Raw genomic sequence first — 26372 nt, 5'->3', positions numbered from 1 at the left:
AGGGCATTGTGAGGGATCAACTGCGACGGATCGATGGCAAACGGTGGCGCGACCCTAGCGCTTCAGCTCAATTTCAAGGAACACGATCTCAGTTGAGGTTTCGTTAAGTACGTCATGCTGGACGCCGGCCTTGCGGAAATAGGATTTCCCGGCGGCAAGCTGCGCCTTGGACCTTTCGCCATTGGGCGCGACGATGGTCATCTCGCCGGCGGCGAGCGGAACGATCACATAGTCCATGCCATGGGTGTGATGGCCGGTGGCGCTGCCGGGGGCAAGCCGCCATTCCGTCACCCGGACCTCTTCGTTGTCGACCTGAACCTCGGACTGGGCGGCAAGCACCGGGAGCTCCTTCTAGGGTACGAAAACCATGAACACGTAGACGGCAAATACCACCATATGCACCAGGCCGAACAGGACATTGGTCCTGCCCGTGCCGAAGGTCAGCATGCTCAGGAAGAAGGTCAGCAGCAGGAGCACGCTGCCCTGGGCGCCGAGGCCGAGCTCGAGCTCCTTGTCGAGCGCGTAAGTGGCGACGCCGACGGCAGGAATGGTCAGGCCGATGGTCGCCAGCGACGATCCCAGAGCGAGGTTGATGCTCTTCTGGAGGTCGTTCTGGCGGGCCGCCGAGACGGCCGCGACGCCTTCCGGCATCAGGATCAGAAGCGCGACCAGAAGCCCGGCAAAGGCCGGCGGCGCGCCAATCTTGGCCGCGACGGCGTCGACCACCAGCGAGAATTTCTTGGAGAGCAGCACGACCGCCAGCAGCGCGATCAGCAGCAGCACGACGCTGAGCACCAGCATCCTGCCCGACAGATGCACCTCGCCGCTGCCGGCGTACGCCCGCTCGTGGACGAAGTAATCCTTGTGCAGGACCGTCTGGGTGTAGAGAAACACCGCATAGAGCGCCAGCGTGACCACGTCGACGAAGCCGAGCTGGACCGCCGAATAGACAGGCCCCGGCGTGGTGGTGGTGTAGTTCGGCAGGATCAGCGTGATGGTCGCGAGCGCGAACAGGACGCTGAGATAGACGTTGGCGCCGGAGAGCTGAAAACCCTGCTCGCGATAGCGCAGGCCGCCGATGAAGATGCAGAGCCCGACGAGGCCGTTGCAGACGATCATGACCACGGCGAACACGGTGTCGCGCGCCAGTGCCGGGGCAGGCTTGTCGCCCAGCATGATCGTGGTGATCAGCGCGACCTCGATGATGGTCACCGAGAGCGTCAGCACCAGCGTGCCGTAGGGTTCGCCGACCCGCTCCGCGATCACCTCGGCATGATGAACCGCCGCGAACACCGTGCCGAACAGGATGACCAGAAGGACGACGGTGAAGAGAAGACCGCCAAACGACAGCGTGAAGACGTAATCCGTGGCGCTGACGGCTGCGAACAACAGCAGGGCCAGCGCCGGAAAGACCCAGGCCGACCGGGGCATCGGATCATGCGCGCTCATCCATCGGCTCCAACTACAAAGCGAGCAATAGCAAATCGGCCGGCGGATTCAATGCCAGTGCAGGATCGGTGCGACCGGCAGGAACGTCAGCAACAGGAACAGCGGGATCAGCACGGCGCCGGCGCGCAGGAGATAACCGAAGAAGCTCGGCATCGCGACGCCGTTCTCGCGGGCGATGCTGCTCACCATGAAGTTCGGCGCGTTGCCGATATAGGTGAGTGCTCCCATGTAGACCGCTCCCATGGAGATCGAGGCGAGCGTGCCCGAGAGCTGATGCATCAACACCTGCGGATTGCCGCCGGCGAGCTCGAAGAACAGCAGATAGGTCGGCGCATTGTCGAGGAACGCGGACATCAGGCCGGTGAACCAGAAGTAAACGACCTCGCGCGGCGCGCCATCCGGCGCCGTCACCGCCGACAGCAGCCAGGCGAACGCGCCGTGATGGCCGGCATTGAGCATGGCAATGACCGGGATGATGGCGACGAAGATGCCCGCGAACAGTTTTGCGACCTCGCGGATCGGCTCCCAGGTGAAGCCGTTGGCCTGCCTGTGCTCGTCGGGCGTCAGCCACACCGACAGCGCCGCGATGGCCAGCAGCGCCAGGTTGCGCGCGACGTCCTCCAGCTCCAGCTTGGTACCGAAAATGTCGAAGGCAATGTCGGGCCTCCACATCGCCGAAGCGAGAAGGCTGGCGACGATGGCTGCGATCAGCACCAGATTGACGAGGCCGCGGATGCGCAACGGCTCTCCCCGGCCTGTGTCGGCGGGCGGCGGCTCACTGCGAAAGCGCCAGACGTCGACGACGGCGAAGATCGCGAGCAGCAGGACGGCGACGAGTGCGGTCTGCAACCAGATGGTCCGCGTGGTCCAGAAGAAGTCAACGCCATGCAGGAAGCCGACGAACAGAGGGGGATCGCCGAGCGGGCTCAGCGCGCCGCCGACATTGGCCACCAGGATGATGAAGAAGATGACGACATGGGTGTTGTGGCGCCGCTGCCGGTTGGCGCGGATCAAGGGGCGGATCAGGATCATCGCGGCACCCGTGGTGCCGACGATGCTCGCCCCCAGCGTGCCGAGCGCGAGGATGCCGACATTCGCCGCCGGCGTGCCCTTGATGTCGCCGGTGATGAGGATGCCGCCGGCCACGACATAGAGAGCGAACAGCAGCACGATGAAGCCGAGATATTCGGCGAGCATGGCATGGACCAGCGCCGCCAAGGTCGCCGCGCCGCCGGCAAAGACGACGAGCGCGGCGAGCGCCAGCAGCGACCAGGCGGCGGTGATCTTGCCGTAGTGGTGATGCCAGATCTTCGGCAACAGCAGCGGCCCCATTGCAATCGACAGCAACAAGCCGGCAAAGGGCAGCGCATAGGGCCAGCGCATCGCCGCACCATCGAGGCCGGTCGCGGCAAGCGCATTCTGCGGCAGAAGCGTCAAGCAGGAGGCAGCGAGCGCGGGGATGTAACGTTGAGCCAAGCCGTCAGCCGCCAATGAAGCCTCTCGCCGTTTCGATCGCGCCATATTGATCGAGATCGTCGTGCCCGCCGCCCTCGATGCGAACGAACCGCTTGGGCTCGCGGGCGAGCGCGAACAGACGCTCTCCGAAGACGATCGAAATGACAAGGTCATTGGTGCCATGCATGACGAGCAGCGGCACCGTGACGCGCGACATGCGCTGGTCCGAATGGAACGGGTCGCGCATCAGAAGGCGGACCGGAACGAACCAGAACGATGACCCCGCAATGTCGGCCGTCGACGTATAGGGCGCCTCCAGGATGAGTTTTCCAACGCGATGCTCCGAGGCGAGCGCGACCGCGACGCCCGTCCCGAGCGAAAAGCCCCAGGCGACGATTCGTTCCGCCGCATAGCGCGCGGTGGTGAACGCGTAGGCGGCTGCAGCGTCGCGCAGCAGGCCCTGCTCGCTCGGCATCCCGCTCGAGCCGCCATAGCCGCGATAGGACAGCGCAACGAGGCCGGTGCCGTCGGCGGTCATCGCCTTGAAACGGCCGACGCGGCCGGCGAGAAAATCGCCATTGCCGTGGAAGTAGAGGATCACGGAACGACCGGGCTTGGCCGGCACGTGCCAGACGATGACCTGCTCGCCATCAGACGTGGTCAAGACATGCTCTTGCGCCTCAGGAAGGCCCGCAGCATCGGGTGCGGTGCGACCGGCGGGCGGGATCGGAAACAGCATCTCGCGCTGGCGGACGTACAGCACGAGGAGACCGGCGCAATAGACGGTCAGGAGCACGATGGCGATCCACTTGACAATGCTCATCATTGCGCGGCCGCTCCCTCGCTTGAGACTAGGGCTTGCGACGGCTCCGCAGCAATTTCATGACGTCGGTCGCAGGCTCGCCGGAACGTCGCGGCAGCTGCACGCCGCCTTGTGGGCAGCGTGCCAGGCGACGCGCTGCTCGCGCACGCCTTGGGCGGCATGCGATCGGACTGGTGCCATTCCTAATTGATGGCCACGGTCCCTCCCCCCGTCACATCGCCTTGACGATGTTCTCGGTGACCTTCTTGGCGTCGCCGAGCAGCATCATGGTGTTGTCGCGGTAGAACAGCGGATTGTCGATACCGGCATAGCCCGACGCCAGCGAGCGCTTGATGAACATCACCGTGCCGGCCTTCCAGACCTGGAGCACCGGCATGCCGTAGATCGGCGAAGTCTTGTCCTCTTCGGCCGCCGGGTTGGTGACGTCGTTGGCGCCGATCACGAAGGCGATGTCGGCCTGCGCGAATTCGGAGTTGATGTCCTCGAGCTCGAACACCTCGTCATAGGGCACGTTGGCTTCGGCCAGCAGCACGTTCATGTGGCCGGGCATGCGGCCGGCGACCGGGTGAATGGCGTATTTCACCTCGACGCCTTCCTTCTTGAGCATGTCCGCCATCTCGCGCAGCGCGTGCTGGGCCTGCGCCACCGCCATGCCGTAGCCGGGCACGATGATGACCTTGGAGGCGTTCTTCATGATGAAGGCCGCATCGTCCGCCGAGCCGAGCTTGGCGGGCTTCTGCTCGCCCGTGGCGCCGCCGGCCGCCGCGGTCTCACCGCCGAAGCCGCCGAGGATGACCGAGATGAAGGACCGGTTCATCGCGTGGCACATGATGTAGGACAGGATCGCGCCCGAGGAACCGACCAGCGCGCCGGTGATGATCAGCGCGGAATTGCCGAGCGTGAAGCCGATGCCGGCGGCCGCCCAACCCGAATAGGAGTTCAGCATCGAGATCACGACCGGCATGTCGGCGCCGCCGATCGGGATGATCATGAGCACGCCGAGCGCCAGCGCGATGATGGTGATCATCCAGAAGTCGAACGCGCCGCCGGTGAGGACGAGACGGACGATGAAGAACACCAGCGCGACGGCCAGCGCGATGTTGATGATGTGGCGGAACGGCAGGATGATCGGCGCGCCGCTCATGCGCGCGGACAGCTTCAGGAAGGCGATCACCGAGCCGGTGAAGGTCAGCGCGCCGATGGCGACACCGAGCGACATTTCGACCAGACTTGATGCATGAATGGCGCCAGGCTTGCCGATGTCGAAGGCCTCAGGCGCGTAGAACGCGCCGGCAGCGACCAGCACCGCGGCCATGCCGACCAGCGAGTGGAAGGCGGCGACCAGTTCCGGCATCGAGGTCATCGGCACGCGGCGGGCGATCACCGCGCCGATGCCGCCGCCGATCGCGACCGCGAGGATCACGAGGACCCAGGCCACGCCATCCGCCGGCGGATGGCTCGCCAGCGTGGTGGCGACCGCGATCGCCATGCCAATCATGCCGAACAGATTGCCCTGGCGCGAGGTTGCCGGGCTCGACAGCCCGCGCAGCGACAGGATGAACAGCACCCCCGCCACGAGATACAAGAATGCAGAGAGATTGGCGCTCATCTCAGGTCCCCATTGATCCCTTCAGCCCGAGGTGGCCGCTTACTTCGACTTCTTCTTGTACATCGCCAGCATGCGCTGGGTGACAAGGAAGCCGCCGAAAATGTTCACGCAGGCGAAGACGAGCGCGACGAAGCCGAAGCCGCGCGCCCAGCCCGAGCCGCTCGAAACCATGCCGACGCCGACCGCGAGCAGCGCGCCGACCACGATCACCGAGGAGATCGCGTTGGTCACGCTCATCAGCGGCGTGTGCAGCGCCGGCGTCACCGACCACACCACGAAATAGCCGACGAAGACGGCGAGGACGAAGATCGACAGCCGGAAGATGAAGGGGTCGACGACCTGTGCAGCGTGCTCCATGGCAATCTCTCCTTAAGCTTTCGGCTGGAAGTTCGGGTGGATCACGGCGCCGTCCTTCGTCAGCGCGGTAGCCTTGACGAGTTCGTCGTCCCAGTTGACGGCGAGCTTCTTCTCTTTCTTGTCGACCATGGTCTCGATGAAGGAGAACAGGTTGCGCGCGTAGAGGCTGGAGGCCGAGGCCGCAACGCGACCCGCAACGTTGGTGTAGCCGACGATCTTGATGCCATCGAGGTCGACGACTTCGCCGGCCTTGGCGCCCTCGACATTGCCGCCGCGTTCGACGGCGAGATCGACCAGCACCGAGCCGGGCTTCATCGACTTGACCATGTCGGCACTGACGAGCTTCGGCGCCGGGCGGCCCGGAATCAGCGCGGTGGTGATGACGATGTCCTGCTTCTTGATGTGCTCGGCGGTGAGCGCGGCCTGCTTGGCCTGGTATTCTTTCGACATTTCCTTGGCGTAGCCGCCGGCGGTCTGCGCGTTCTTGAACTCCTCGTCCTCGACGGCGAGGAATTTCGCGCCGAGGGATTCCACCTGCTCCTTGGTGGCGGGCCGCACGTCGGTCGCGGTCACCACGGCGCCGAGACGGCGCGCGGTCGCGATCGCCTGGAGGCCGGCGACGCCGACGCCCATCACGAACACCTTTGCGGCAGGCACGGTGCCGGCTGCGGTCATCATCATCGGAAAGGCGCGGCCGAAGGCTTCGGCGCCCTCGATCACGGCGCGGTAGCCGGCGAGGTTGGCCTGCGAGGACAGCACGTCCATCACCTGCGCTCGGGTGATGCGCGGCATCAATTCCATCGCGAAGGCGGCGATGCCGGCATCGGCCATCGTCTTCAGCGCGGCCTCGTTGCCGTAGGGGTCCATGATGGCGATGACGAGGGCGCCGCGCTTGTACTGCGCCAGCTCGGATGCCTCAGGGCGCTTCACCTTGATGATGATGTCGGCGTCCTTGAGCGCGTCAGCGCTGACGGTGGCGCCGACCGCGGTGAATTCGGAATCCGGCAGGCCCGATTTGATGCCGGCACCCGGCTCGACGGCGATCTCGGCGCCCAACGCCTTGAACTTCTTCACCGTATCAGGCGAAGCGGCGACCCGCGGCTCCGACGGATCTATTTCTTTGGCAACGGCGATCTTCATAGGCCCTCCGGCGACGCGGACAAAAACGCGCACGCGAACTTAGCGTTACTCCCGCAACGTTTGGATACCGGTTTTGAAACCGGCTTGTATGCAAATTTAATGAGCAGCCGCCGGCGTTGGCGGATGCAGCCGACGATGGATCAGGTCAGAAAGACCGCCATCAGGATCACGATGAGCGCGACCGAGACCGTGCCGTACTTCACCAGCTTGATGAAGCCCTCATAGGTCTGCTCGTGGGCAACGTAGTCGTTGCCGTCGGCGGTGGTGTACGCCACTTCGCTATGGTCAGCCATGGAATGTCCCCAGTCGAACGTCGAATTCTCGGGCTGGGATACCTGAAAGATTTAGACAGGGCAACGGCACCGAGGCGGGGTTTTCCCGCAAATCGGGTCATTTGGAATTCCAATTGTCCCGGATCCATCGCGTCAGACTCTCCTCACTGACTTCGCCGGCGGCGAGGGAGAGGATGATCGTTGTCGCTTCCGCGGGATCGGGGCTGAAAGCTACGCCGTTCTTGCGAAGAAAAGCCATCATGGCCATGAAGGCGATGCGCTTGTTTCCATCGACGAATGCATGATTTTTCGCGAGGCCGAATGCATAGGCTGCAGCGAGTTCGTCCAACGGCGCCTGTTCCGAGCGCCATTTGTTGATCGGGCGCTCCAGCGCCGAGCGCAGCATGCCTTCGTCGCGCAATCCCGGCGCACCGCCGAAGCGCCGGAGCTGTCGACCATGAATTGCGACAGCCTGCTCGTAAGTGACCCAGAGCGGCTCCTGAGGATCGCTCATGCGCATCGCCAGCTATTTTGCGAGCGCAGCGAGCGTGTCGCGATACTTATCCATGATCTCGTCGGCGATCTCCATCGTCCGCTCGAAATCGGGGTCGTAGGGCAGCAGCTGAAAACCACCACCAGGCAATTCCACCACATGCAATTGCTGGCCGCGCTTGAGATCGAGGCGCTGCATCAGCTCGCGTGGCAACAGCAAACCATCCGAATTGCCGATCTTCTTGATCTCAATTTTCATGGCTGACCTCCGGCGCGTTATACACTTGTATAACACAACCAACGAGTCGGTTCAACGGATGTTTTACGGATGGCGAATGCGTCAGCCCATCGCCTCCAGCTCGTCGATCATTCCGGCGATGACGCTGAGCCCGCCGTCCCAGAACTTTGGGTCCTTCGCATCTAACCCGAATGGCCGCAGCAGCTCGGAATAGTGCTTGGTGCCGCCGGCGGCGAGCATGTCGAGATAGCGCTCGGCGAAACCCTCGGCCGCGTTCTCGTAGACGGCATAGAGCGAGTTCACGAGACAGTCGCCGAACGCGTAGGCGTAGACATAGAACGGCGAATGGATGAAGTGCGGGATGTACATCCAGTAGTTCTCGTAGCCCGCCTTGATCTCGATCGCCGGTCCAAGGCTCTCGCCCTGCACCGACAGCCAGATCTCGCCGAGCCGCGTCGCGGTGAGCTCGCCGTTCTTGCGCTCGGTGTGGACCGCACGCTCGAAGGAATAGAACGCGATCTGCCGCACCACGGTGTTGATCATGTCCTCGACCTTGCCGGCGAGCAGCGCCTGGCGCTGCTTCGCGCTCTTGGTCTGGGCCAGCAGCCGCTTGAAGGTGAGCATTTCGCCGAACACGCTCGCGGTCTCCGCCAGGGTCAGCGGCGTCGGCGCCATCAGCGCGCCGTTCTTTGCCGCGAGCACCTGATGGACGCCATGGCCGAGCTCATGCGCGAGCGTCATCACGTCGCGCGGCTTGCCCTGGTAGTTCATGAGAACGTAAGGGTGCGCTGACGGCGTGGTCGGATGCGAGAACGCCCCGGGCACCTTGCCCGGCCGGACCGGCGCGTCGATCCAGCGGTCGGTGAAGAAGCGCTCGGCGATATCGGCCATTTTGGGCGAGAAGCCGCGATAGGCCGTCAGCACCATGCTGCGCGCCTCCGGCCAGGCGATGACATCGGTCGCCGCGAAAGGCAGCGGCGCGTTGCGGTCCCAATAGGCCAGCCGCTTCTTGCCGAACCATTTCGCTTTCAGCGCATAATAGCGATGCGACAGTTTCGGATAGGCTGCGCGCACCGAGGCGACCAGCGCATCGACGACCTCGCGCTCGACACGATTGTTCAGATGGCGGGAATCGGCCACGTCCTTGAAGCCGCGCCAACGGTCGGAAATGTCCTTGTCCTTGGCGAGCGTGTTGGTGATCAGCGCAAACGTGCGCTCATTGGCCTTGAAGGTCTTCGCCAGTGCCTCCGCCGCGCTCTTGCGCTTGGCGCCGTCGCGATCCTGCAGCAGATTCAGCGTCGGCTCGATCGCGAGCTCCTTGGCGCCGACCTTGAAGCGGAGGCTGGAGATGGTCTGATCGAACAGCCGGTTGAAGGCTGAATAGCCGGTCTGCGCCTTCTCCAGGAAAAGCTGCTCGAGCTTGTCATCGAGCTGGTACGGCTTCTCCTTGCGCAGATCCTCGATCCAGGGAGCGTAGTGCGCGAGCTCGGCGGCCTGCATCGCGCGATTCAAAATATCGTCATCGATCCGATTGAGCTCGAGCGCGAAGAACAACAGATGCGTGGACGCCGCCGTCAGCCGCTCGGACACGTCGCCGTAAAACTTTGAAATCGCAGGGTCCACACTGTCGCCGGCATGGACGAGCCCGGCATAGGAGCCGAGACGGCCGGCGAGATCGTCGATCGCCTCATAGCGTCGCACCGCCTCGGCGAGCCACTTTCCGCCATCTTCGTTTGCTGTCCCTGTCGCCAGCTTGCCCCTGTAGTCCGTCTCGAAGGCGACGCAGTCGGCATCCATTCTCTCGAGGTCGCGCGCCACCTCCGGCGCCTCGATCCCGGAATAGAGGTCGGCCAGGTTCCACTCCGGAAGCTTGCCGGTCTTGCTCGCAGCTTTGGAGGGTGCAGCTTTGGAGGGCCTTGCCTTGGCGGCGGATTTTTTGGTGCTTGGCTTGCGGGGAGCGGGCTTGCCGGGAGCGGACTTCTTGAGAGCGGTCTTGTTCAAGGCGGACTTGTTCAAGGCGGACTTGGAGCGCGAATTCATTGTGTGGGAAACCTGTGTTCAACAATCGCGGCGGCAGGCGGGGGCATCAAGGTTTAAGCGTGCGTTAATCGGCTTCGGCCAGAGTGCCCCGATTCGAGACAGATAGTAGTAGCGTGCGGGGAACACCATGGCTGCCAGTATTTTGATCGCCGACGACGACGCTGTAGCCCGCCGGCTGGTCGAGAACATGGTGCAGAAATGCGGCTATGAGACGGTCGTCGTGGACTCCGGTGACGCCGCAATTGCCGCCCTCACTGCCCCCGACGGACCGGCCATCGACGCCGTCATCCTCGACCTCGTCATGCCCGGCCTCGACGGCATGGGCGTATTGGCGAAGATCCGCGAAGCCGGCCTGAGCGTCCCCGTCATCGTGCAGACCGCTCATGGCGGTATCGACAACGTGATCTCCGCGATGCGCGCGGGCGCGGCCGATTTCGTCGTCAAGCCGGTCGGCGTCGAGCGGCTCCAGGTCTCGCTTCGCAACGCGCTCAACACGTCCGCGCTCAAGGGGGAATTGCAGCGCATCCGTCACAGCCGCGAAGGACGGCTCACCTTCTCCGACATCATCACCCGCTCCGAAGCGATGACGGGCGTGATGCGCGCCGCCCAGAAGGCGGCAAACTCCGCGATCCCCGTGCTGATCGAGGGCGAGTCCGGCGTCGGCAAGGAGATGTTCGCGCGCGCCATCCATGGCAGCGGCGAGCGCAAGGCCAAGCCGTTCGTTGCGGTCAATTGCGGCGCAATTCCCGACAACCTCGTCGAGTCCATCCTGTTCGGCCATGAGAAGGGCGCCTTCACCGGGGCCACCGAGCGGCACACGGGCAAGTTCGTCGAGGCTCATGGCGGCACGCTGTTTCTGGACGAGGTCAGCGAGCTGCCGCTGACGGCGCAGGTAAAGCTGCTGCGTGCGCTCCAGGAAGGCGCCGTGGAATCGGTCGGCGGCCGCAAGCCGCTCAAGGTCGACGTCCGCATCATCTCGGCCACCAATCGCAAGCTGCTGGAGCGGGTGAAGCAGGGACAATTCCGGGAAGACCTGTTCTACCGGCTGCACGTGCTGCCGCTGACGATCCCCTCGCTGCGCGCGCGGCGTGAGGATATCCCGCACCTGCTCAGGCATTTCATCGCGCGCTTTGCCGCCGAGGAGAGCCGCCCGATCACCGGGATCAGCGGCGAGGCGGTGGCCCATCTTGCCCAGCTCGACTGGCCCGGCAACATCCGCCAGCTCGAGAACGCGGTCTATCGCGCCGTGGTGATGAGCGACGGGGACCAGCTTGGTCTCGGCGACTTCCCTCTGCTCGCCTCGCAAGCGCATCCCGTCACGGATATTCCGACCGCTCCGTTGCTGCTCGAGCCGGCGGCGACGCCCTCCGTAGTGTCGGGTAATGAAATACCAATCGCCCCGCTCCCCGCGGTGGGAACGCTGTCTATGCTCACTGCGACCGGGGATGTCCGCCCGCTGGAGGACATGGAGAACGAGATCATCCGTTTCGCGATCTCGCATTATCGCGGCCAGATGTCCGAAGTGGCTCGCCGACTCAAAATCGGCCGCTCGACGCTCTACCGCAAACTCGACGAGGCCGGGGTTCCCGGGCATGGCGGCAAAAGCGGCGAGGAGACGCATTGAGCCCAGTGCGAACGAAGCTTCGCGCGGCGGTGCGAGATCGCTCTAAGCCGTTCGCGTGACGACGGAATTCGTCTGCGATTTGAACCGTGACTTGGAAGTGACAGACAGAGGGAAAAGCGCGTGGCAGAAGCGTACAATCCGTTGCCAAGAGGCTCCCTTGAAGTCAGTTTGTCGTGAGTTGCCCCGGGCAGCGCTGGCCGCAAAATCGGGGCCTGTATATCGTCTGCGTCAGAATCGTTGCGTGCAGGCGTGCAACTTTCGAGAGGCCGGCGCGGTTTAGCCGAAACACCAATAAGCGATAACAAGCTGTTCCATGAAGGAACAGTTCACCCGAGGGGTGCGACACAATGCGTGACTGTTTGAACCACCGTGTGGGCTTTGACCGTGTCTTGATGACGGTCGCGGCGACCTTCCTCACGGTGTCGGCCAGCTCGGCCCTGGCGCAGGATCTGCCGCGCAGCAGCGCCGCGGAACTCGCGATCGAAGCCGCGATCCCGCGCCCCGAACCGGCAAACGTCCCGCCCCCGACTGCAGCCGACATCAAGCTCGACACCACCGCCACGGTGCAGAATTCCACGAAGGACGTCGCAAGGGATTCCGCCAAGGTGAACGTCGCGCCCACGGCGGACAAGGTGGAGACCAAGCCCTCCGACGTTGCCACCACACCCGCGCCGGAAGCGCCGAAGAGCGAGACTGCGAAAACCGAGCCGGCCAAGGCCGACACCGCAACGGCCACGCCGGCGGCTCCCGCAGCACCGGCCGCCGAACCGGTGAAGGCCGCAAGCAACGTGCCCACCGCCGACCAACCGGTCGCGGACAAGCTCAAGGACATCATCGGCGCTAAGACCTCGCGCCATTTCGACCGCAAGAACGAGCGCGCCGCCGTCGAGAAGTTTTACGGCGCGCGCGACTTCGCGCCGGTCTGGACGCAAGGCGGCAACCTGACTGCTGCGGCCAAGGGCGTGATCGCACGGCTCAAGGACGCGGCGTCCGACGGTCTCAATCCCGCCGACTATCCGGTGCCGGATTTCGCCGCCACGACCCCCGATGCGCTGGCCGATGCCGAGCTCAAGCTCACCGCCAGCGTGTTCGACTATGCCCGCCACGCCCAGAGCGGCCGCATGCATTGGTCGCAGGTCGCCGGCGACATCCTCTATCCCGAGCATCCGGTCGATCCCGGCGAGGTGCTCGCCAAGGTCACGACGGCGACCGACGCCTCCGCGGCGCTCGACAGCTACAACCCGCCGCACAAGCTCTACAAGGAGCTGAAGGCCAAGCTCGCCGAGTTGCGCGGCCAGGGCAGCGGTCCGGTGATCGAGATCGCCGACGGCCCTGCGCTGAAATACACCCCTCCCGGCAAGAAGCAGGCTGAGATCGTCGTGGAAGATCCGCGCGTGCCGCAACTGCGCGCCAAGCTCGGGCTCGCCGAGAATGCCAGCGACACCCGCTACGACGCTGCGGTCGCCGAAGCCGTGCGCAAGTTCCAGACCGGCGCCGAGCTGAAGCCGACCGGCATCCTAGACGACAAGACGGTCAAGGCGCTCAACACCCCCAAGCGCGACAAGCAGATCGACGTGGTGCTGGTGAACATGGAGCGCTGGCGCTGGCTGCCGCGCGATCTCGGCGCGCCGGCGCTGGGTGACGCCTATGTCATCCTCAACATTCCGGACTTCACGCTGAAGGTCATGCAGCGCGGCCAGCAGGTCTGGACCACGCGCGTCGTCACCGGCAAGCCGGGCAAGCATGCCACCCCGCTCCTCACCGAGACGATGAAGTACATCACGGTCAATCCGACCTGGAACGTGCCGCCGTCGATCGTCTACAACGAGTACCTGCCGGCCTTGCAGCAGGACCCGACCGTGCTCCAGCGCATGGGCCTGAGGCTCGAGCAAAACCGCGACGGCTCGGTGCACATTTCGCAGCCGCCGGGCGAAGCCAACGCGCTCGGCCGCGTCCGCTTCAACTTCCCGAACAAGTTCCTGGTCTATCAGCACGACACGCCGGACAAACACTTGTTCGCCAAGGAAGAGCGTGCTTTCAGCCATGGCTGCATGCGGGTGCAGAATCCGGATCAGTACGCCTCCGTTCTGCTCAACATCGTCATGCCGAACGAGAAGTACACGCCGGAGCGCATCCGCAGCATGTACGGCAAGAGCGAGATCGACCTGAAATTCCCGACGCCGATTCCGGTCAACATCACCTACCAGACCGCGTTCGTGGATGAGGCCGGCAAGCTGCAATTCCGCAAGGACGTCTATGGTCGCGACGCGGTCATGATCAACGTCCTGAAGAACAATCGCGGCAAGGACCTCGAGGCCGTCGTGGCGCATTCCCAGCCGAGCTATTCGCGTCCGGCAACGACGCTGCCCTCAGGCGTGGCGGTGGCCAACAATGGCGGGGGCTTCGGCTCGTCCGGGCCGAACTTCTTCGAGCGGCTGTTCGGGGCGCCGACCCCGGCCGCGCCGCCGGCACCGGTCGGCCGTCGGCCGCAACAGCAGCAGCGGGTGTTTACCCGCTGACGCCTGCCCGGCCCCCCGATTTCCTGAAATTCTACAACGAAATCAGCGACCCCATCCCCCGATGGGTTCGTCTGACGTTAACCATGTCCCGCCGTCCACCCGGGCGGCGGGCGTTTTTTTGCCACAGTCAACCGGTTAGGATCGTAATCTGACTTGGTTTGGGGGCGGGAAGGTCAACCTCAAATTAACCTTCTCGCTTTAAGAAAGCGTTCATCCTCTTTCGCGCTGCTAACGGGGTTGGCGGGAGAGTCCATTTGAACGCTCGTCGACTGGGTGGGCTCATACGTGCTGACTGGTCTCGCACGCCAACTTGCTGTGCTGTCGTTGTCCCATGCGGGCGTGAAGGCCGGGTCCCGGATCGGCCTTGCGGCTGCATTGCTGCTTGCGGCCGCCGGTTCGGTTCATGACGCCGCCGCGCTGAACGAGACCAAGACGCTCTCGTTCCACCACACCCATTCCGGCGAAGACCTCACCGTCACCTTCAAGCGCGACGGGCGCTATGACGAAGCGGCGCTGAAGCAGCTCAACCATTTCCTGCGCGACTGGCGCAGCCAGGAGCAGACGGTCATGGACCGTCGCCTGTTCGACATCCTCTGGGAAGTCTATCGGGACGTCGACGGCAAGCAGCCGATCCAGATCATCTCCTCCTATCGCTCCCCCGCCACCAACGCCATGCTCCGCCGCCGCTCCTCCGGCGTGGCGCGCGCCAGCCAGCACATGCTGGGCCATGCGATAGACTTCTACATCCCCGGCGTGCCGCTGGAGCAGATCCGCTTCGCCGGCCTGCGTCTGCAGCGCGGCGGCGTCGGCTTCTATCCCACCTCCGGCTCGCCTTTCGTGCACCTCGACACCGGCAGCGTCCGGCACTGGCCGCGGATGACGCATGACCAGCTCGCCCGCGTCTTCCCGGACGGCAAGACCGTGCATCTGCCGACCGATGGGGTGCCGCTGAAGAACTATGAGCTCGCCAAGGCCGAGATCGAGCGGCGCGGCAGCGGCGATGATGCCGGCAGCAAGCCGAATTTCTTCGCAGCCTTGTTCAGGAGCAAGCCGGCAGCTCCGGCCGCCAGCGACGAGGATGACGAGGGCGCGCCCGCCCCGGCCGCGAAGCCGGCGGCACCGACCGTCGTCGCAGCCGCCGCCAAGCCCGCCGAGCCGGTGCCGACGCCCCGCGCCAAGCCGCAGATCGCCGCCGCGATCCAGCTCGCGTCGGCCGATGCGCAGATCGTCGCGCCGCCCAAGCCGAAGCCCGCGCCCGTGGCTGACAAGCCCGCTGCCAGCAAGCCGGAAACCCCGGCCGACATCATCAATGCGCGCGGCTTCTGGGATGACGTTCCGACCACGCCGCAGCAGGCGACACCGGCGCAGGTCGCCGCGCTGAAGGCGCGCCAGGCGCTGGCCGCGGCCACCGATCCGCAACCAACCGCGAGCGTGTCCAACGCGGCCCTCCAAGCCCTGGCTTTCGCGCCGGCGGCCTCCCCGGTCGACCGCGCCAACGTCGTCGCCGCCTCCGCGCCGATCCCGCGCACCGCCCGCCCCCGCAGCCTGGCTCAGGCAACGGAGATCAACAGCGTGGTCGGCAAGAGCGTCGACGGCAGGGTCGCAACCGCGACCCGCCTCTCCGCGGCCAAGGGCGAGAGCATCTGGCTCAAGATCGTGATGCTGTCGCCGAGCGCCAGCCACGCGATGTCGGTGACGCTGATGGGCGAGCTCGATACCGCGGCGCTGCGCGGCTATTTCGTCAAGCCGCGCTCCGTGATCGCGATGGGCTTCTCCGACGACCCAATGCAGGGCCTGTCCTGCGACAATTTCTCGGGCAGCGCGACCGCAAAGCTCGAGACGACGTCGTTCGTCGTGCGCACCGCCGCGCTGCGCTGAGTCCTCTGTACCAGCAAAGCTCTCTCTGTTCGTCCTTGCCCGGGGTCGATCAAGCCGGCAAGCCGGCCGCGATGAGACCGGCCTCGTGGCGCTGCCGGTCGGGCTCGCGCTTGTAGTGCAGCGTCGCAAGATAAGCTGCCACCGAGAATCCCGGTTCGCGCTTCAAGACCTCGGCGGCGTGAGCGCCGGCCGCGATCGCGTTCTTCATCTGCGCGAATGTCGCCGCCAGGAACGCATGATGGGTATAGTCGGGGCGCGTGATCCTTGAAAACGCCTCGGCGGCCTCGGCGTATTTCTCCGCGCAATAATAGGCGCGGCCCAGATGGCTCCAGAAGCGCTCGGGATGATAGGGATTGAGACGCATCGCTTTCCTGATCCAGTCGATACCTTCCTCCGGCAGGCCCAGCCAAGTCAGAAGCTCTCCCTGTTGCACGACGACAAGGTCGTAGTTCGGATTGAGGGCGAGTGCACGCTCCTGGTGATAGGTGGCCTTTTCGTAGTCGTGTCGCGTCAGATTGAGCGCGGCGAGAATTCGGTGCACGTCCGCGTCGTTGTCGTCGAGCGCCAACGCAATTTCCAGCTCCGAAGCAACCTGCTCGAAGGTCGCCTCGCGGTCGGCGCACCAGCCATAGATCCAGCACTGACCGAGCACGCATGCCTTCCAGGCATGAGCGTGGGCATAGTTCGGATCCATCGAAAGCGCACGGTTGAGCAGCGTCTGCGCCTGAGCGTTGTCGTCGCGGGTTGATCGATGATGCAGGAGCTTTGCAGCCAGCACGCATTCGTAAGCGGGCATGTTGTCGGTCGGCTTGCGCTTGGTGCGGTCGTGCGTTGCGGCTTCTACTCGCCCCGGCAACGTCGCCACGATCGCGCGGGTCATCTCGTCCTGGATGGCGAAGATATCCCGGAGCTCGCGGTCGTAGCGTTCGGCCCAGATATGGCGGTCAGTCTCTGCATCGATCAGCTGCACGGTGACGCGGACGCGCTCGCCGGCCTTGCGAACGCTGCCCTCGATGACATAGTCGACTCCGAACTCACGGCCGATGTCCTGAACCTTTACGGCCTTGCCCTTGTAGACGAACGTCGAGTTGCGGGAGATGACGAGCAGGTCGTGGAAGCGCGAAAGCTCGGTGATGATGTCCTCGGTGAGACCGTCAGCGAAGAACTCCTGCTCCGGATCGCCGCTCATATTGGCGAACGGCAGCACGGCGATGGACGGCTTCTTCGAAACACCCGGCGGCGTCAGAGCACGATTGGACCCGTCAGGCAGGCTTGCGGGCCCCTCCGCCAGCCGAATGCGGAAGATGCGGATTGGACGGGCGATGTTCTTGACGCTCTGTTCACCGAGATCGTCGAACTGAACGCCGTCGAGCCGGTCGCCGACCTGATCGCGCACCGCGCCGGAGACGCAGATTCCTCCGGGCTCGGCCAGCGTCTCCAGCCGCGCCGCGACGTTGACGCCATCGCCGAATATGTCGTTCTGATCGACGATGACGTCGCCGAGATTGATGCCGATGCGGAATTGGATCCACCGCGGCGGCGGGACGTCGGCATTGCGCCGCGCCATGCGGCGCTGAACCTCGGCCGCACATAGCACGGCATCGACGACGCTGTGGAATTCCGCGAGCATGCCGTCGCCGGTCGTCTTGATGATACGGCCGCGATTCTTGGCAATGGCAGGATCGATGAGCTCGACACGATGGGTCTTGAGGCGCGCAAGAGTGCCGGCCTCGTCGACCTCCATCAGCCGGCTGAAGCCGACCATGTCGGCAGCGAGAACCGCGGCAAGCCTGCGCTCTGGTCCCGGCACATCCATCGCTCGGTCCCTTCACCGAGCAACCTAGCAGATGCCGAGATTTTGCCCAAGCTTGGTGCGCTGCAACGCCGACCGGGCGGGGCGCCTCAGAGCATCCCCAGCGCCTGCATGTAGGTCTCGAGGATGGTCTCTGCCTCGGCGCGCTCGTTGGGGTCCTGCTTGCGCAGGCGCACGATGGTGCGCAGCGCCTTGACGTCGTAGCCGTTGCCCTTGCTTTCGGCATAGACGTCGCGGATGTCGTCGGAGATCGCCTTCTTCTCTTCCTCCAGCCGCTCGATGCGCTCGATGATGGATTTGAGCTGGTCCTTGGCGAATTTCGTCGCGGGCTCGTCGTCGCGGACGGCGGCGGAGGTGGCCATCTTGGTACTCCCAATGGAACTGGCAAAACGAGGTGACGCCGGCATCCCTCACCGCGCGTGCTGGGTAGACCCTTAGGGTCGGCGCTCCCAGCGTTCAAGCAAGCATCACGCTCGTCCACAGCGCGCCCACACCTTCCTGCGCCGACGCACAGAAAGCTGTTGTGTGGTGCGACTCAGGGCTCGGCGATGGGCCGTTCAATGCCCGTGGGGATGGACCTTCTTCATCGCCTCGAGCTGCTCGGGCGTGGCCGTGCCCTGGTGCTTCGCCTTCCAGGTCTCATAGGGCATGCCGTAGACGGCCTCCCGGCTCTCGTCCTTGCTCAAGGCGACGCCCTGGGCGTCCGCGGCGTCCTTGAGCCAGTTGGACAGGCAATTGCGGCAGAAGCCGGCCAGATTCATCAGGTCGATGTTCTGGACGTCGGTGCGGCTCCGCAGATGCTCGACCAAGCGCCGAAAAGCGGCCGCCTCGAGCTCCGTTCTGGTTTTGTCGTCGATTGCCATGGCTGTCTTTCCTCAAGGTCCGTTCCGGGGCAGGGTTACGGGATCAGGTGGGTCTTGTCACAGATTTTGCCATATCGCGGCGCAAAGGGGCCACTGCCCGGCTGCCCCCGGCCCAACGCCAAATCGTCAATGATCTGGTATAGCTTCCGCGACAATGACTGCCGAATCTCCCCGCTCCCCGCTTTACCTGCTCGCCCGGTTGGTCCCGGTGCTGGTGGTCGCCCTGGCGTGCCTCTACGCCGGCCCGGCCTCCGCCGATTTCCGCCTCTGCAACAACACGTCGAGCCGGGTCGGGATCGCGCTCGGCTACAAGGACGCCGAGGGCTGGACCACCGAGGGCTGGTGGAACATCTCGTCCCGTTCCTGCGAGACGCTGCTGCGCGGCACGCTGGTCGCCCGGTACTACTACATCTACGCCATCGACTACGACCGCGGCGGCGAATGGTCGGGCCAAGCCTTCATGTGCTCCCGCGACAAGGAGTTCACCATCCGCGGCACCGAGGATTGCCTGGCCCGCGGCTATGACCGCACCGGCTATTTCGAGGTCGACACCGGCGAGCAGCGCGCCTGGACGGTGCAGCTGACCGACGCCAACGAACAGCCGGCGCAGCAGCGCGTGCCTGGCCTGCCCGGCCCGGTGGGCCCGGGCGGCGTTCCGGGTTTGCCCAATAGCCCGCCCGGTGCTACGCCCCCGGGCTCGCCCGGCCTGCCACCCCCGTCTGGAAATAAGCCATGAGGCGCCTTCGCCGTATCAAGATTCTCGCGACCCTGGGACCAGCCTCTTCAGACCTCGCGATGATCCGCCGCCTGTTCGAGGCCGGCGCCGACCTGTTCCGCATCAACATGAGCCACACCCCGCATGACAAGATGCGGGAGCTGGTGGCGACGATCCGCAACGTCGAGAGCAGCTACGGCCGGCCGATCGGCATCCTGGTCGACCTGCAGGGCCCGAAGCTGAGACTGGGCGCCTTTGCCGAAGGGGCGATTCAGCTCCAGAACGGACAGACCTTCACGCTGGATTCCGACAAGACGCCCGGCGATGCCACGCGCGTCCAGCTCCCGCATCCGGAGATCCTGGCGGCGCTCAGGCCCGGCCATGCGCTGCTGCTCGACGACGGCAAGGTGCGGCTGATCGCGGAGGAGACCTCGAAGGAGCATGCGGTGACGCGTGTCGTGGTCGGCGGCAAGATGAGCGACCGCAAGGGCGTCAGCCTGCCCGACACCGACCTGCCGGTCTCGGCGATGACGCCCAAGGACCGCGCCGATCTCGAGGCCGCCCTCGTCACCGGCGTCGACTGGATCGCGCTGTCCTTCGTGCAGCGCGCCGACGACGTCATCGAGGCCAAGAAGATGATCCGCGGCCGGGCCGCCGTGATGGCCAAGATCGAGAAGCCGCAGGCGATCGACCGCCTCGCCGACATCATCGAGGCTTCCGATGCGCTGATGGTGGCGCGCGGCGACCTCGGCGTCGAGCTGCCGCTGGAGCGGGTGCCGAGCCTGCAGAAGCAGATGACGCGGATGGCGCGCCGCGCCGGCAAGCCGGTGGTGATCGCGACCCAGATGCTGGAATCGATGATCCAGTCGCCGGTGCCGACCCGCGCCGAAGTCTCCGACGTCGCCACCGCGGTCTATGAGGGCGCCGACGCCATCATGCTGTCGGCGGAATCGGCGGCCGGCAAATTCCCGGTCGAGGCGGTCTCGACCATGAACCGCATCGGCGAGGAGGTCGAGCGCGATCCGACCTACCGTTCGGTGATCATGGCCCAGCGCCCGGCGCCGGAATCCACCGCGGGCGATGCCATCGCCGACGCCGCCCGGCAGATCGCCGAGACCCTCGATTTGCCGGCCTTGATCTGCTGGACCTCATCGGGCTCGACTGCCGTGCGCGTGGCGCGCGAGCGGCCGAAGCCGCCGATCGTGGCGATCACGCCGAACATCACCGCCGGCCGACGGCTCGCGGTCGCCTGGGGCGTGCATTGCGTGGTGGCGGAGGACGCGCGCGACCAGGACGACATGGTGAGCCGCGCCGGCCAGATCGCCTTCCGCGACGGTTTCGTCCGCGCCGGCCAGCGCGTCATCATCGTCGCCGGCGTGCCGCTCGGCATCCCCGGCACCACCAACATGGTGCGCATCGCCTCGGTCGGGCCCGAGGGCGACGCGAACATATGAGGGTCCGCCAGGGCGGCCAAACAAAAAGTCAAAAAACAACCCCATGCACAGTAGCCGGCCACTCTGGCCGGTCTTGCCGGGGTTTTGCGAAAAGGCACGCTCGGGCAATGGCCTGAGCGCGATCAGGTCGCCTTTTGGCTCGCGGCGCGATTTCTTCAGGTCCCGACCAGCGCCGTGTTCGCCGGCATCAGCGTCAGCTGCACCAAGCCGCGGGGGCGGCGAGAAGTTGTTCGAATGGAATCGGTCGCATGGCCACCGTAGAATCCGAAGCCCGCGCCCGCCCGACGCTGGGCATCGTGCTCATGGCGGCCGCGATGCTTTCGATCCCGCTGGTCGATGGGATCGCCAAATATCTGAGCGCCGACTATTCGCCGCTCTTCATCGCCTGGGCGCGCTACGCCGTGGCAAGCGCCGTCGTCCTTCCGGTGGCCGCGATCAGGTACAAAGGAGAGATCTTTCCCGCCGAACGGCGCGCCTCCCATATGCTGCGGACGGTGTTCCTCGTCACCGGGATGACGCTTTACTTCCTGTCCATCGCGACCGTTCCGCTGGCTACAGCCGTCAGCGCCTATTTCGTGGGGCCGGTCATCGCGGTCGCGCTCGCCGCCATGGTCCTGAAGGAGCGTTTGACGCAACGAAAGCTCGCGAGCCTGGCGCTGGGCTTCACCGGCGCCATCGTCATTCTGCGCCCGGACGGCGACATCGAGCCCGGCATCCTGCTGGCGCTCGGCGCCGGGCTAACGTTCGCGCTCTATCTGATCGCAACGCGGCAGGCTTCTCTGGTCAGCGATCCCGTCAAGACGCTCGCCTTCCAGTGTGTCGTCGGCATGGTGCTCCTGACGCCACAAGCCATCTTGACCTGGACCACACCGGCTTGGGACGCTGTCATGTTCTTTCTGGCTTTGGGTGCGCTCTCTGCTGTCAGTCATGTCCTGTCCATCGCGGCATTTCGCTTCGCCGAAGCGTCCACCCTGTCGCCGCTGGTCTATCTCGAACTGCTCGGTTCCACAGCCATCGGCTATCTTGTCTTCAAGCATATCCCGCAAGGCTCCACGATCGCCGGAGCCGTCCTCATTGTGACCGCCGGGCTCATTCTTCTGAAGCGTCCCACCGGGGTTGATCAGTCCGGCCGGGAAAATGCTGATGCAGCAGGATAACAGGGAGCTTGGGCCAGATCCCGGTGGCGGGTCGGCTCAGGCGCCGACCAGTGCCTTGGTCGTCGGCAGCAGCGTCTGCTGCACCACGAGGCCGCGGGCACGAGCGTCCATGACGCCGACGGCGCGCAGCGCCAGCAGGGTCACGGTCTGCACCGCATCGCGCATCTTGACGGGATCCTCGAGATTGTCGGGCGCGAGCGGGCCGACGAGCGCCTCATGCAGCGCGCCGAGCAAGGCGGTGGCCGCAAGCGCGGTGTCCTGCGCCGGCAGATGGCCGGCACGCACGGCGGCGTCGATCCGGGAGGCGATCTCGCCGGCGATCTCGCGCCGGCTGGCCAGACGGGAGGCGCTGACATCGACATCGACAGGCTCGGCCAGGATGCCCCAGGCCAGCCGGCGCTGCGACAGCGTATGCACCGCCACGGTGGTGACGGCGGCCGCCAGCGCCGAGGACGGCCCCGGCGCGGCATCGGCCGCCCTTCGGATCGCCGCGAGCTCGTCGCGGGAGACCTCGGCAATGAGCTCGGAGATCAGGTCGGCCTTGGAGGGGAAATAACGGTAGACCGTGCCCGCCGCGACATTGGCCCGGACCGCGACCGGTGCGATCTGCACCGCCGCCATCCCCCCTTCCGCCGCCGCCTCCCGCGCCGCCGCCAGTATGGCGCTGCGCCGCGCCGCAAGGCGCTTCACCACTTGATGCGTCCGCCGATAAACCATGGCGCGCTTCCTGTCCCACCACGCCCACCGCACGCCCTGCGGCCGAACGCTTCTCACGCAATAGATGCAAATCGCCCCGCAAGGACTGAACAACTATTCAGGGTGAATGACAAGATGCAAATGCGTGGGGCGTCATGGTGGGCGGACGGAGGCGTCAAACGAACCGGTCGAGAGACTGAACGAGTATTCTTGGAGGGCTTGGATCGCACAATGTGAATTCAGTGGTCGGTGTTTCGCCTGTGAGTGTTCCGGCTGGATTGCGCTACGATCATATACTTATAGGTTCATTTATCCTGTTCGCAGCCAGAAGTTGACGCGCGCCTGGTGCAGTGTGCTGATGGCATCGATCTTCACTGCCAGGCAGTTTTCGAAGCCTCGAAAGACTCGGCGCTCTCTCAAGCTGCGGTGGACAGTCTCATGGACGAACGGAGCGTGCGTCATGAAGCGGCTCTTGGGCCTCGCGCTCATTCTCTTTCTGATGCCGACGCCAGACCGCGCGGCAGCCGGTGAATTATTTTCGGTGCGGTGTGAAGGCGGCATTCCCGCCCGCCTCTACTTCGCGACGTTCGACGTCGATGCCAATGCTGTCGTGTTTGAGACGCCACCGATAGACCTCGAAACAAATTTCGGCATCACTACACGTTCTGGAGAAATCATTTCCAAAAACGATGGAAAGATCGAATTCATGCTGCGCGTTCGTCCAGGTCGGATCGGCCTGATCTTTGATAGCAACAAGAAGACGATGACTTGGCCGGGACTCGACGACCCCACCTTTCGGCCGACATTAACCCATCCGTGCACTGTCACGCCCCCGAGAAGCATTTTGAGCTTCGGGGTTCGCGATCCCATTCTGAATCCGATCTCTGTACGCTGTGAACACACAGGCGCTGTGTACTTCACGATGGATGCAGCTTCGAAACAAGCACTCTTCGAGCGTGGCAAGGAGGGAAGAGGGTTTCGCGGTGAAGTCACCGATGCCGGCCAGGATGACGTCACGCTCTCGATGAATTTCGAGGTCCTCCGCCGGGTCGTATGGAGCAGAAGCCGCCAGACCATCACGATTGAAGGCATCGATGGCGATGCATCGCGACCTCGCACTGTCGTGCAATGTCAAGAAGTCCCGCCTCGAACAATGATGGAATTCCATAGAGAGTCGCAGCGGTAAGAGACGCCTCTCCACGACAGCAACAATCAAAGAAAACGAAAGACTGGGCGACCGTGCCGACGACATGAACGTTGATGGTGCGTCGTCATGAGACGCAAACTCGCTGCACGCGGAGCAAGCTGCGCCATTCTCGTTGTGGCGTTGCCCACAGCAACCTTTTCGGCCGAGCAGCCGACCAAGAACCAAACCCTCCAAGTCCGATTCGCGGCACATTTGGTCCCGGCAAGCTCATCTTGGAGAGGAGAACGAAAGATGCTGCTCACAGCCGGATCCGAGCTGCCCGTTATGTACTTTCTCGATAAGCCTCCGAGCGATATTCGCACGTCAACATTACCCACGACGGCCAAGGAAGTACTGCTGGCGAGAGTGCGGCTACTGGGGACTGCGGCCGGCCTGGGTGGGCGGATTCCACCGGGAGGCCGTGGGAACGATTCTCTCAGGGAGCGTCTCGCGGTCAGCCTCAGGGTTCTCGAAGTCCAGAGCGGAAATGCATCGGTCGACTCGGTCTTCGACGCGACGTTCGGAGTAACTGATCAAACCCATTCCCTAATTCCGGTGCCGCGTACCAAGTCCGAGCTGGAGAGGGATTATTTTGTCGTCGTGTACGCGGACGATGGCGGTCATTGGCATTTGGCCGGATTTCCGATGAGCGAGGCAGAGTATCGGAGTTGGGAAGAGAAATTCTGGAACGATGAGCGCGAGCGCCTGGGCATCAGGCCCTAAACGCTGCAGGTCGACCCGGAGGACCGATTCGAGCCCTCGACTACTCGCGACTTTGACGTGCAATCACGCAAAGTTCCCGCATAGATTCATACAACTTTAACTGGCTATCCATAGTCATACGGTTGTAAATTGGAATTCGGCAATGCATTTCACGAGCGGGCTTTCTGCGGTTCAGCGACCCGGCTCTGCTCGTGATGTTCCCGGCGCCGATGGCGCCTTGATGCTGGAACGCGCGGCCATTTCCTCCGATCTGCGAGAGGTCATGTCCCTGCCCGCGGCCGACAGGCTGCGGCGGTCGTGGAGGGCGAAGCAGCGCGGCAATGCGCTTACAGCCATCGCCGTTGTCGTCTGCGCGATGCTGGCGGGCGCGCTCTACACCCTGGCCATGGGCGAGGACGTCAACTGGGATTGGCAGAACTACCACGAATACAATGTCTGGGCCGTTCTCAACGGCCGCTATGGCGTCGATGTGGTCCCGCCGGGCTTTCAGACCTACTTCAATCCGCTCGTCTATTTTCCGGTCTACTATCTCCGCCATGTGCTGCCGGCGCCCTACGGTCTGATGATCATCGGCGCCGTTCACGGCCTCAACCTCGCGCTGATCTGCCTGTTCGCACGTCTGGTGCTGCGCCAGGCCGCAACCATCGCGTCGGTCGCAGCAGTGGTCGTCATCGCTGCCTCGGGTCCGATGACGCTCTCGGAAGTTGGCACGAGCTTTTCCGACGTGCTGCTGGCCTTGCCCGTGATCGGCGGCTGCCTTCTGATCCTGGTGGCGGATCGCCGACCCGCGATCTGCGTCCTGCTCGCGGGATTGCTGATCGGTGCCGCCGTCGGGCTGAAGCTGACCAATGTCGTCTACGCGATCGGCGCTGCCGCGGCGCTGCTCGTCTCCGCGCGTCCGCTTCGCGCGATCGCGCTTCTTGGCATCGGCGGGATGGTCGGCGCGGCGCTCACCGGCGGCGGATGGTGCCTGATCACGTGGCGCGACACCGGCAATCCGATCTTCCCGCTGTTCAATGCACTGTTCCAGTCGAGCGAGGTGGCCGGCGTCAACCTGATGGATGCGCAGTTCATGCCTCACGGCGTGCTCGACGCACTGGCCTACCCCTTCTACTGGCTGATCGGCGACCACCGAGGCGCGGAGCATCCGTTCCGCGACGCGCGCTTCGCGGTGGTGATGGTCCTGCTCGTGCTCGGCCTGTGGGTCCGCGCGAGGCGCAAGAGCGCGATCCTCACCCGGGGTGACGTGCAGCTGGTAGTGCTGTTTGCGGCCTCTTACCTCGCATGGCTCGGCTTGTTCTCGATCCAGCGCTATGCGGTGGTTCTGGAGCTCCTGTGCGGTCCGCTGATCGTTCTCCTGCTCACGCGCCTCGCCGCGAGCACCGGACCGCCATCGCTGACGGCGTCCCCTCGTCCGCTCGCCGTGTTGACGTTGACGCTCGCAGTCGCGATCGCAGCGTGGTCGCAGCCGGCGGACTGGTGGCACCGCCCCTGGTCCGACGTCTACCGGCCGAAGATCGCCCACGAGCTCGATCAGCCCGCGACCTATTTCATCCTCGGCAAGCCGCTGGCCTATATCGCGCCGCAGCTGCCCTCCCAATCGCGCTTCTACCTGCTCGCCGATATCGCCGTGCCGATCGTCCCCGGCGGCATCTTCGACCAGCGCATTCGCGCCGGGCTGAAGACGCCGCTGCCCGGCGGCGTCCGCGAATTGCACATGCGCGGCGATCCGGACCGCAGCGCGCTGCTGGATCGCTACGAGCTCACCATCGATCGCTCCCGGCCCTGCGTCACCATTGAGGGCGCCCGCCCCGGCACGGTGATCGAAAGTTGCCCGCTGATCGCGCGGACTGCGCATTAGTCGCCGTC

24 protein-coding genes are annotated in these 26372 nt (G+C 64.7%); 9 read left to right on the top strand and 15 right to left on the bottom strand.

The features are described 5' to 3' along the window. Nucleotides 1–54: 54 nt before the first annotated feature. The 11 genes from I6F37_RS11375 to I6F37_RS11325 all read right to left on the bottom strand — a co-directional run bounded on the left by I6F37_RS11375 (nucleotide 55) and on the right by I6F37_RS11325 (nucleotide 9875). A complete protein-coding gene (locus I6F37_RS11375; protein WP_035998690.1) occupies nucleotides 55–339 on the bottom strand; it encodes a cupin domain-containing protein in 285 nt (94 codons plus the stop codon). 12 nt (nucleotides 340–351) lie between these two features. Next, nucleotides 352–1449, bottom strand: coding sequence for a calcium:proton antiporter (locus tag I6F37_RS11370; protein ID WP_035998688.1), 1098 nt, complete (start codon nucleotides 1447–1449; stop codon nucleotides 352–354). Nucleotides 1450–1497: 48 nt separating this feature from the next. After that, complete coding sequence (locus I6F37_RS11365; protein ID WP_225139249.1) at nucleotides 1498–2925, bottom strand: sodium:proton antiporter; 1428 nt, start codon at nucleotides 2923–2925, stop codon at nucleotides 1498–1500. 4 nt (nucleotides 2926–2929) lie between these two features. Continuing rightward, the gene (locus I6F37_RS11360) at nucleotides 2930–3727 is read right to left on the bottom strand and encodes an alpha/beta hydrolase (RefSeq protein WP_035998702.1); all 798 of its coding nucleotides are present in this window, start codon (nucleotides 3725–3727) and stop codon (nucleotides 2930–2932) included. A gap of 211 nt (nucleotides 3728–3938) precedes the next feature. Then, on the bottom strand, nucleotides 3939–5336 hold the full coding sequence (locus tag I6F37_RS11355) for an NAD(P)(+) transhydrogenase (Re/Si-specific) subunit beta (RefSeq protein WP_035998685.1): 1398 nt from the start codon (nucleotides 5334–5336) through the stop codon (nucleotides 3939–3941). Between the two features lie 39 nt (nucleotides 5337–5375). Continuing rightward, nucleotides 5376–5693 (bottom strand): proton-translocating transhydrogenase family protein, encoded by a 318-nt coding sequence (locus I6F37_RS11350; protein WP_035998681.1) that lies wholly within the window; start codon nucleotides 5691–5693, stop codon nucleotides 5376–5378. 12 nt (nucleotides 5694–5705) lie between these two features. After that, nucleotides 5706–6833 (bottom strand): Re/Si-specific NAD(P)(+) transhydrogenase subunit alpha, encoded by a 1128-nt coding sequence (locus I6F37_RS11345; RefSeq protein WP_035998677.1) that lies wholly within the window; start codon nucleotides 6831–6833, stop codon nucleotides 5706–5708. A gap of 140 nt (nucleotides 6834–6973) precedes the next feature. Continuing rightward, nucleotides 6974–7126 (bottom strand): aa3-type cytochrome c oxidase subunit IV, encoded by a 153-nt coding sequence (locus I6F37_RS11340; protein WP_035998674.1) that lies wholly within the window; start codon nucleotides 7124–7126, stop codon nucleotides 6974–6976. A 97-nt stretch (nucleotides 7127–7223) separates the two neighbouring features. Continuing rightward, the gene (locus tag I6F37_RS11335) at nucleotides 7224–7619 is read right to left on the bottom strand and encodes a type II toxin-antitoxin system death-on-curing family toxin (RefSeq protein WP_074447732.1); all 396 of its coding nucleotides are present in this window, start codon (nucleotides 7617–7619) and stop codon (nucleotides 7224–7226) included. Nucleotides 7620–7631: 12 nt separating this feature from the next. After that, nucleotides 7632–7856, bottom strand: coding sequence for an AbrB family transcriptional regulator (locus tag I6F37_RS11330; protein ID WP_035998672.1), 225 nt, complete (start codon nucleotides 7854–7856; stop codon nucleotides 7632–7634). A gap of 81 nt (nucleotides 7857–7937) precedes the next feature. Next, entirely contained in the window at nucleotides 7938–9875 is a 1938-nt protein-coding gene (locus I6F37_RS11325) for a M3 family oligoendopeptidase (RefSeq protein WP_225151241.1), read from the bottom strand. 127 nt (nucleotides 9876–10002) lie between these two features. Between I6F37_RS11325 and I6F37_RS11315 the strand changes: the two genes are divergently transcribed. The 3 genes from I6F37_RS11315 (at nucleotide 10003) to I6F37_RS11305 (ending at nucleotide 15896) form a co-directional block, all read left to right on the top strand. After that, nucleotides 10003–11499 (top strand): sigma-54 dependent transcriptional regulator, encoded by a 1497-nt coding sequence (locus tag I6F37_RS11315; protein ID WP_036021934.1) that lies wholly within the window; start codon nucleotides 10003–10005, stop codon nucleotides 11497–11499. Nucleotides 11500–11846: 347 nt separating this feature from the next. Then, on the top strand, nucleotides 11847–14018 hold the full coding sequence (locus I6F37_RS11310; RefSeq protein WP_225151236.1) for a murein L,D-transpeptidase: 2172 nt from the start codon (nucleotides 11847–11849) through the stop codon (nucleotides 14016–14018). Between the two features lie 285 nt (nucleotides 14019–14303). After that, nucleotides 14304–15896 carry a DUF882 domain-containing protein gene (locus I6F37_RS11305; protein WP_225151235.1) on the top strand — a complete coding sequence of 531 codons (1593 nt, stop codon included), beginning with the start codon at nucleotides 14304–14306 and terminating at the stop codon, nucleotides 15894–15896. Nucleotides 15897–15945: 49 nt separating this feature from the next. Here the strand turns inward: I6F37_RS11305 and I6F37_RS11300 are convergent, their stop codons facing one another. The 3 genes from I6F37_RS11300 to I6F37_RS11290 all read right to left on the bottom strand — a co-directional run bounded on the left by I6F37_RS11300 (nucleotide 15946) and on the right by I6F37_RS11290 (nucleotide 18572). Further along, entirely contained in the window at nucleotides 15946–17712 is a 1767-nt protein-coding gene (locus tag I6F37_RS11300; protein WP_225151233.1) for an adenylate/guanylate cyclase domain-containing protein, read from the bottom strand. Nucleotides 17713–17798: 86 nt separating this feature from the next. Next, nucleotides 17799–18071 (bottom strand): DUF2312 domain-containing protein, encoded by a 273-nt coding sequence (locus I6F37_RS11295; RefSeq protein ID WP_018641571.1) that lies wholly within the window; start codon nucleotides 18069–18071, stop codon nucleotides 17799–17801. A gap of 195 nt (nucleotides 18072–18266) precedes the next feature. Continuing rightward, complete coding sequence (locus I6F37_RS11290; protein ID WP_035998652.1) at nucleotides 18267–18572, bottom strand: DUF1244 domain-containing protein; 306 nt, start codon at nucleotides 18570–18572, stop codon at nucleotides 18267–18269. Nucleotides 18573–18726: 154 nt separating this feature from the next. On the opposite strand from I6F37_RS11290, the gene I6F37_RS11285 reads away from it, so the two are divergent. The 3 genes from I6F37_RS11285 (at nucleotide 18727) to I6F37_RS11275 (ending at nucleotide 21898) form a co-directional block, all read left to right on the top strand. Next, nucleotides 18727–19308 carry a DUF1036 domain-containing protein gene (locus I6F37_RS11285; protein ID WP_035998649.1) on the top strand — a complete coding sequence of 194 codons (582 nt, stop codon included), beginning with the start codon at nucleotides 18727–18729 and terminating at the stop codon, nucleotides 19306–19308. Further along, nucleotides 19305–20741: a pyruvate kinase gene (gene pyk / locus I6F37_RS11280; protein ID WP_225151231.1), complete on the top strand. Its 1437-nt coding sequence runs from the start codon at nucleotides 19305–19307 to the stop codon at nucleotides 20739–20741. Before I6F37_RS11285 ends, pyk begins: the two co-directional genes overlap by 4 nt. Nucleotides 20742–20989: 248 nt before the next feature. After that, nucleotides 20990–21898 (top strand): DMT family transporter, encoded by a 909-nt coding sequence (locus I6F37_RS11275; RefSeq protein ID WP_225151229.1) that lies wholly within the window; start codon nucleotides 20990–20992, stop codon nucleotides 21896–21898. 36 nt (nucleotides 21899–21934) lie between these two features. On the opposite strand, the gene I6F37_RS11270 is transcribed toward I6F37_RS11275, so the two are convergent. Continuing rightward, nucleotides 21935–22615: a TetR/AcrR family transcriptional regulator gene (locus tag I6F37_RS11270; protein WP_225151226.1), complete on the bottom strand. Its 681-nt coding sequence runs from the start codon at nucleotides 22613–22615 to the stop codon at nucleotides 21935–21937. 439 nt (nucleotides 22616–23054) lie between these two features. Between I6F37_RS11270 and I6F37_RS11265 the strand changes: the two genes are divergently transcribed. The 3 genes from I6F37_RS11265 to I6F37_RS11255 all read left to right on the top strand — a co-directional run bounded on the left by I6F37_RS11265 (nucleotide 23055) and on the right by I6F37_RS11255 (nucleotide 26364). Continuing rightward, nucleotides 23055–23780 (top strand): hypothetical protein, encoded by a 726-nt coding sequence (locus I6F37_RS11265; protein WP_225151224.1) that lies wholly within the window; start codon nucleotides 23055–23057, stop codon nucleotides 23778–23780. Nucleotides 23781–24032: 252 nt separating this feature from the next. Then, entirely contained in the window at nucleotides 24033–24503 is a 471-nt protein-coding gene (locus I6F37_RS11260) for a hypothetical protein (RefSeq protein ID WP_225151222.1), read from the top strand. A 262-nt stretch (nucleotides 24504–24765) separates the two neighbouring features. Then, a complete protein-coding gene (locus tag I6F37_RS11255; RefSeq protein WP_225151220.1) occupies nucleotides 24766–26364 on the top strand; it encodes a glycosyltransferase 87 family protein in 1599 nt (532 codons plus the stop codon). Nucleotides 26365–26372: the final 8 nt, after the last annotated feature.

Origin of the sequence: Bradyrhizobium sp. NBAIM08 (assembly GCF_020193935.1) — a bacterium.
Lineage (GTDB): Bacteria > Pseudomonadota > Alphaproteobacteria > Rhizobiales > Xanthobacteraceae > Bradyrhizobium > Bradyrhizobium yuanmingense.
This window is presented reverse-complemented; position numbering and strand designations above follow the sequence as displayed.

Excerpts from the sequence above, each read along its gene's own strand:
- I6F37_RS11340 (WP_035998674.1), bottom strand. The coding sequence starts at position 7,126 with ATGGCTGACCATAGCGAAGTGGCGTACACCACCGCCGACGGCAACGAC.
- I6F37_RS11255 (WP_225151220.1), top strand. The coding sequence starts at position 24,766 with ATGTCCCTGCCCGCGGCCGACAGGCTGCGGCGGTCGTGGAGGGCGAAG.
- I6F37_RS11285 (WP_035998649.1), top strand. The coding sequence starts at position 18,727 with ATGACTGCCGAATCTCCCCGCTCCCCGCTTTACCTGCTCGCCCGGTTG.
- I6F37_RS11370 (WP_035998688.1), bottom strand. The coding sequence starts at position 1,449 with ATGAGCGCGCATGATCCGATGCCCCGGTCGGCCTGGGTCTTTCCGGCG.
- I6F37_RS11360 (WP_035998702.1), bottom strand. The coding sequence starts at position 3,727 with ATGAGCATTGTCAAGTGGATCGCCATCGTGCTCCTGACCGTCTATTGC.
- I6F37_RS11260 (WP_225151222.1), top strand. The coding sequence starts at position 24,033 with ATGCTGCTCACAGCCGGATCCGAGCTGCCCGTTATGTACTTTCTCGAT.
- I6F37_RS11330 (WP_035998672.1), bottom strand. The coding sequence starts at position 7,856 with ATGAAAATTGAGATCAAGAAGATCGGCAATTCGGATGGTTTGCTGTTG.
- I6F37_RS11265 (WP_225151224.1), top strand. The coding sequence starts at position 23,055 with ATGAAGCGGCTCTTGGGCCTCGCGCTCATTCTCTTTCTGATGCCGACG.
- I6F37_RS11335 (WP_074447732.1), bottom strand. The coding sequence starts at position 7,619 with ATGAGCGATCCTCAGGAGCCGCTCTGGGTCACTTACGAGCAGGCTGTC.
- I6F37_RS11275 (WP_225151229.1), top strand. The coding sequence starts at position 20,990 with ATGGCCACCGTAGAATCCGAAGCCCGCGCCCGCCCGACGCTGGGCATC.
- I6F37_RS11270 (WP_225151226.1), bottom strand. The coding sequence starts at position 22,615 with ATGGTTTATCGGCGGACGCATCAAGTGGTGAAGCGCCTTGCGGCGCGG.
- I6F37_RS11315 (WP_036021934.1), top strand. The coding sequence starts at position 10,003 with ATGGCTGCCAGTATTTTGATCGCCGACGACGACGCTGTAGCCCGCCGG.
- I6F37_RS11300 (WP_225151233.1), bottom strand. The coding sequence starts at position 17,712 with ATGGATGTGCCGGGACCAGAGCGCAGGCTTGCCGCGGTTCTCGCTGCC.
- I6F37_RS11295 (WP_018641571.1), bottom strand. The coding sequence starts at position 18,071 with ATGGCCACCTCCGCCGCCGTCCGCGACGACGAGCCCGCGACGAAATTC.
- pyk (WP_225151231.1), top strand. The coding sequence starts at position 19,305 with ATGAGGCGCCTTCGCCGTATCAAGATTCTCGCGACCCTGGGACCAGCC.
- I6F37_RS11310 (WP_225151236.1), top strand. The coding sequence starts at position 11,847 with ATGCGTGACTGTTTGAACCACCGTGTGGGCTTTGACCGTGTCTTGATG.
- I6F37_RS11290 (WP_035998652.1), bottom strand. The coding sequence starts at position 18,572 with ATGGCAATCGACGACAAAACCAGAACGGAGCTCGAGGCGGCCGCTTTT.
- I6F37_RS11345 (WP_035998677.1), bottom strand. The coding sequence starts at position 6,833 with ATGAAGATCGCCGTTGCCAAAGAAATAGATCCGTCGGAGCCGCGGGTC.
- I6F37_RS11325 (WP_225151241.1), bottom strand. The coding sequence starts at position 9,875 with ATGAATTCGCGCTCCAAGTCCGCCTTGAACAAGTCCGCCTTGAACAAG.
- I6F37_RS11350 (WP_035998681.1), bottom strand. The coding sequence starts at position 5,693 with ATGGAGCACGCTGCACAGGTCGTCGACCCCTTCATCTTCCGGCTGTCG.
- I6F37_RS11355 (WP_035998685.1), bottom strand. The coding sequence starts at position 5,336 with ATGAGCGCCAATCTCTCTGCATTCTTGTATCTCGTGGCGGGGGTGCTG.